This window comes from Streptomyces sp. NPDC056948 (genome assembly GCF_042674225.1).
Classification (GTDB): Bacteria; Actinomycetota; Actinomycetes; order Streptomycetales; family Streptomycetaceae; genus Streptomyces; species Streptomyces purpurascens.
In genome coordinates this window covers 1-4,455 of the sequence record NZ_JBHUQX010000587.1, presented here as the reverse complement: position 1 = coordinate 4,455, position 4,455 = coordinate 1, and the positions used below count along the sequence as shown (strand labels likewise).

Sequence of the window (4,455 nt, the reverse complement as noted above, 5' to 3'; positions counted from 1 at the left end):
CTACAGACAGATGGGCCGCCCCCTTCCCCCCGGGGGCGGCCCTTCGCCTTACCGCACTCCTTACTTGGCTCCGAGAAGCTGCTCGATCGGGTCGATCGCGAAGTACACGAGGAACAGCGCCGAGGTCGCCCACAGCAGCCAGTGGACCTCCTTGGCCTTGCCGAGCACGGTCTTGATGACGACGTAGGCGAGGAAGCCGGCGCCGATGCCGTTGGTGATGGAGTAGGTGAACGGCATCACGGCGATGGTGAGGAACGCGGGGATCGCGATGTCGTACCGGTCCCAGTCGATGTGCTTGACCTGGGTCATCATCAGGAAGCCGACGGCGACCAGGGCCGGGGCGGCCGCCTGCAGCGGGACGATGGTGAGCAGCGGGGTCAGGAACAGCGCGAGGCCGAACAGGCCGCCGGTGACGAGGTTGGAGAAGCCGGTGCGCGAGCCCTCGCCGACGCCGGCCGCCGACTCGATGTAGGAGGTCGCCGAGGAGGCCGAGGCCGCGCCGCCCGCGACCGCCGCGGCACCGTCGATGAGCAGCACCCGGCCGAGGTTCGGGACCTTGCCCTCCTCGTCCAGCAGGCCGGCCTCGGCACTGACGCCGACGACCGTGCCCATGGTGTCGAAGAAGTCGGACAGGATCAGGGTGAAGATCAGCAGGACGACCGTGATGACGCCGACGCCGGGGGCGCTGAACGCGCCGAACAGGTCGAAGTCGCCGATGAGTCCGAAGTCGGGGGTGTCGACGAGGTTGCCGGGCCAGGACGGTGTGGTCAGGCCCCAGGTCTTGATGTCGGCGATGGAGTTGATCACCAGCGCCACCGCGGTCATGCCGACGATGCTGATCAGGATGGCGCCCTTGACCTTGCGGGCGAGCAGGCCGATCGTCAGCAGCACGCCGAGACAGAAGACGAGCATCGGCCAGCCGGCGAGGGTGCCGGTGCCGCCGAGCTGAACGGGCACGGTGGTGTTCGCGGCGTCCGGGATACGGCTGACGAACCCGGCGTCGACGAAGCCGATGAAGGCGATGAACAGGCCGATGCCGACGCTGATCGCCTGCTTGAGCGGCTGGGGTATGGCGTGCATGACGGCCTCGCGCAGACCGGTCACCACCAGCACGCAGATCAGCAGGCCTTCGAGGACGATCAGGCCCATCGCGTCGTCCCAGCTCATCAGCGGGGCGATCTGGAAGGCCACCACGGCGTTCAGGCCGAGTCCGGCGGCGAGCGCGAGAGGCAGATTGCCGCCCACGCCCATGATGATCGTCATGACCGCGGCCACCAGGGCGGTGGCGGTGGTGAGTTGGACGGCGTCAAGCTGGTGCCCGAACTTGTCCTTCGCGCTGCCCAGGATGATGGGATTCAGGACAAGGATGTAGGCCATCGTGAAGAACGTGGCGAAGCCGCCGCGTATCTCACGGCCGAAGGTGGACCCCCGCTCGGAGATCTTGAAGAACCGGTCGACGCTGTTCACCGCCGGTGGTGCGGCGTCGGACCGGTCGGCCACCTTCTGCGATTCGGACATGACGAGTGCTCCTCGGTACCTGGGTGATCGATGTGCGGATGCTGGCTGGATTGTCCTCGCGTTGAACCACGTTCAGGTTGTCTTCGTGTTACGGATTCAGAGTCCGGCCCGCCATACGCCGTTCGAAGCTCCGTACGAACCATCCTGAAGAACGCTGCTACGCTTCCCGATCTCGTCCGGGCCTCCCCCGGATGATCACATGTCATCTACATGACACGCACAGGCGCCCCCGCCCGGGGAGTGCCCGAAGCCGCTGCGAGGAGAGGTCGCCCGTGGGCACAGTCGTCGACGACGCCGCCTCCGTGGAGTTCCACGCCTTCTTCGAGCGCCACTACGCCGAACTGTCCCGCCTGGCCTACCTGTTGACGGGCGAGTCGGACACCGCCGACGACCTGGCGGCGGACGCGTTACTGGCGCTGTGGCACCGCTGGGACCGGGTGCGCGCCGCCGACCATCCGGCGGCGTACGCCCGCGGGGTGGTCGCCAACCTGGCCCGCACCCGCATCCGCAGTGCCGTGCGCGAGCGGCGGCGCATCGCCCTGTTCTGGTCGCAGCGCGAGGAGAACACCGAGAACCCGGATGTCGCGGGCGTGGTCGACGTCCAGGAGGCGTTGCGCAGGCTGCCGTTCCGCAAGCGGGCCTGTGTGGTGCTGCGGCACGCCTTCGACCTGTCGGAGAAGGACACCGCGCTCGCCCTCGGCGTCTCGGTGGGTACGGTGAAGAGCCAGACCTCGAAGGGAATGGCCGAACTGCAGCGGTTGCTGGGCACGAAGGGATTGCCGCAGCGCATGCACGCGGCGGTGGGCGCGCCCCGTTGCTCACCCGCCGTGGAGGGCTTGCGGGCGCGCACCGGTGAGGGCGGAGGGAGGGACCGATGACCATGCGGCGGGACGTGCACGACGAGCTGCGCGCCCGGCTGCACGAGGCGGCCGGGGGGCACGAGCCCGACCGGGAGAACATCCTGGCCCGGGTCGAGCGCGGCATGGCCGGTCCGGCCGCGTCCGCCCACCGGGCCACGCGTCCGCCGGTGTTCGGCTGGATGCGGGTGGCCGGTGCGACGGCCGCGGTGGCGGGTGTGCTGGCGGTGGGCGGTTACGCCGTCGCGTCCGCGGTGAAGGACGAGACCGCCCCGCAGCAGCAGGTGGTGGCGACGTCGCCGACGCCCACACCGTCGCCGGAGGCGACGAGCCGGGCCCCCGTGCCACCCGTGGATCCCACGCCGACCACCTCGCCGGAGCGCCGCGAGTCCGCCCCGCCGCCCTCCGGGAAGCCGAGCGCCTCCGTCACCGCGCGGCCGCCCGCCGCCGAGGACGGGCCGCTGTGGTCGGACGGCTCGGTCGATCCGCACAGCAACGACTTCTGGGCGCAGAGCAACATCACGATCAAGACCCGCGAGGAACTGACCGCGCTGACCGTGCGGTTGAGCGTCGCCCAGACCGGCGGGGTCTCCGACGCGGGCGCCTGGCGGTCGCTGCCCGAGAACGACTTCACTCTCACGGTCGGCGAGAAGGACGGCGCCCTCGTCTACACCTGGACCCTCAAGGAGGGCCGCAAGGTCCCGGCGGGCGAGTGGGTGTTCGCGGGCCAGTTCGACCACGACCGCGGGGGGCGCGACGCGGGCCAGGACCGCTACACGGTGACGGCCGCCGCGGGGTCGGACCGGCTGTCGGTGGGCGGCGGCTTCGCGGCCGCGGACGACACGGACGACGCCGGGGGCGACTCGTAGGGTCACCCGTTCGGCCCGCCTCCTCGCGCGGGGCGCCCGGCCGGGGTGCCGGGTGCGTCCAGGATTACGAGAGCCGCTACCTCGTCGACGGCACGGCGGCCGGCCGGCCGGCGCCGGCGACCGGGCCTGACGCGCGCGTGAAAGAAATCTGAAGACGTGGCAACCCTTTCCTCACCGGTGGCGACCACTACACGCAAGAACCACCCCCCACTCGAGGAATCGGTACATGACTGCACCAGCAGAACAGCGCGTCCGCCACCGCCGCAGCGTCGCCAAGCGGCGGGGTCTGATCGCCGGACTGTCCGCGTTCGGCATCACGGGAGCGGCGATCGTCACCACGTCGATGCTGTCCACCGCGGGCGCCGCGTCCTCCTGGCCCTCGGACACGGGCAGCAAGCCCGTGCCGAAGACCATCCCGGTCTCCGGTGTGCACGACGGCGGGATGAAGAAGTTCTACGGCAGCGGCGCGCTCGGCGGCGACAGCCAGGACGAGGGCCAGGACCCGCTCTTCGAGCTGGCGGACGGCGCCACGCTGAAGAACGTCATCATCGGCACCCCGGCCGCGGACGGCGTGCACTGCAAGGGCAGTTGCACGCTGCAGAACGTGTGGTGGCTGGACGTCGGCGAGGACGCGGCCAGCTTCAAGGGCAAGTCCGCCTCGGCGGTGTACAAGGTGATCGGCGGCGGCGCGAAGAACGCCGACGACAAGGTGCTGCAGTTCAACGGCGCGGGCACGCTGAACGTGTCCGGCTTCCAGGTGCAGAACGCCGGCAAGCTGGTCCGTTCCTGCGGCAACTGCGGGACGCAGTACAAGCGCACGGTCGTGCTCAACGACATCGACGTCACGGCGCCGATGAACTCGATCGTCGGCGTCAACCAGAACTACGGCGACACGGCCACGCTGTCGAAGATCCGCATCCACGGCGACAGCAAGAAGAAGATCAAGACGTGTGTGCGCTTCACGGGCAACAACACGGGCAAGGAGCCCACGGAGCTGAAGCCGCCCGGCCCGGACGGCAAGACCTGCAAGTTCAAGGCCTCCGACATCAGCTACCAGTGAGGCAGCGGCCCATGTGAACCTCCGGCCGGCCCGAATCCCCCCTCGGGCGGCCGGATGCCGGACGTCCGGGCCCCCAGTCGGACCTTCGGCACGCGACCCTTCGGAGCCCCCCTCCGGACGGTCGGACGGTACTGGCCGAGCCCCCCTCGGC

Annotated in this window: 4 protein-coding genes; 3 read left to right on the top strand and 1 reads right to left on the bottom strand. The window is 70.0% G+C overall.

Features of this window, described 5'->3' with window-relative positions; genetic code table 11:
• Window positions 1-60: 60 nt before the first annotated feature.
• Entirely contained in the window at window positions 61-1,518 is a 1,458-nt protein-coding gene (locus tag ACFTZL_RS41635) for an NCS2 family permease (protein WP_382594829.1), read from the bottom strand.
• Between the two features lie 272 nt (window positions 1,519-1,790).
• On the opposite strand from ACFTZL_RS41635, the gene ACFTZL_RS41630 reads away from it, so the two are divergent.
• The 3 genes from ACFTZL_RS41630 to ACFTZL_RS41620 all read left to right on the top strand — a co-directional run bounded on the left by ACFTZL_RS41630 (window position 1,791) and on the right by ACFTZL_RS41620 (window position 4,304).
• Window positions 1,791-2,396, top strand: coding sequence for a SigE family RNA polymerase sigma factor (locus tag ACFTZL_RS41630; protein WP_382594826.1), 606 nt, complete (start codon window positions 1,791-1,793; stop codon window positions 2,394-2,396).
• Entirely contained in the window at window positions 2,393-3,244 is an 852-nt protein-coding gene (locus ACFTZL_RS41625; RefSeq protein WP_382594823.1) for a hypothetical protein, read from the top strand. Before ACFTZL_RS41630 ends, ACFTZL_RS41625 begins: the two co-directional genes overlap by 4 nt.
• Window positions 3,245-3,470: 226 nt before the next feature.
• Window positions 3,471-4,304: a pectate lyase gene (locus ACFTZL_RS41620; RefSeq protein ID WP_382499736.1), complete on the top strand. Its 834-nt coding sequence runs from the start codon at window positions 3,471-3,473 to the stop codon at window positions 4,302-4,304.
• The last annotated feature ends 151 nt before the right edge of the window (window positions 4,305-4,455 follow it).

Coding starts and splice junctions, on each gene's coding strand:
- ACFTZL_RS41635 (WP_382594829.1), bottom strand. CDS start 1,518: ATGTCCGAATCGCAGAAGGTGGCCGACCGGTCCGACGCCGCACCACCG.
- ACFTZL_RS41625 (WP_382594823.1), top strand. CDS start 2,393: ATGACCATGCGGCGGGACGTGCACGACGAGCTGCGCGCCCGGCTGCAC.
- ACFTZL_RS41620 (WP_382499736.1), top strand. CDS start 3,471: ATGACTGCACCAGCAGAACAGCGCGTCCGCCACCGCCGCAGCGTCGCC.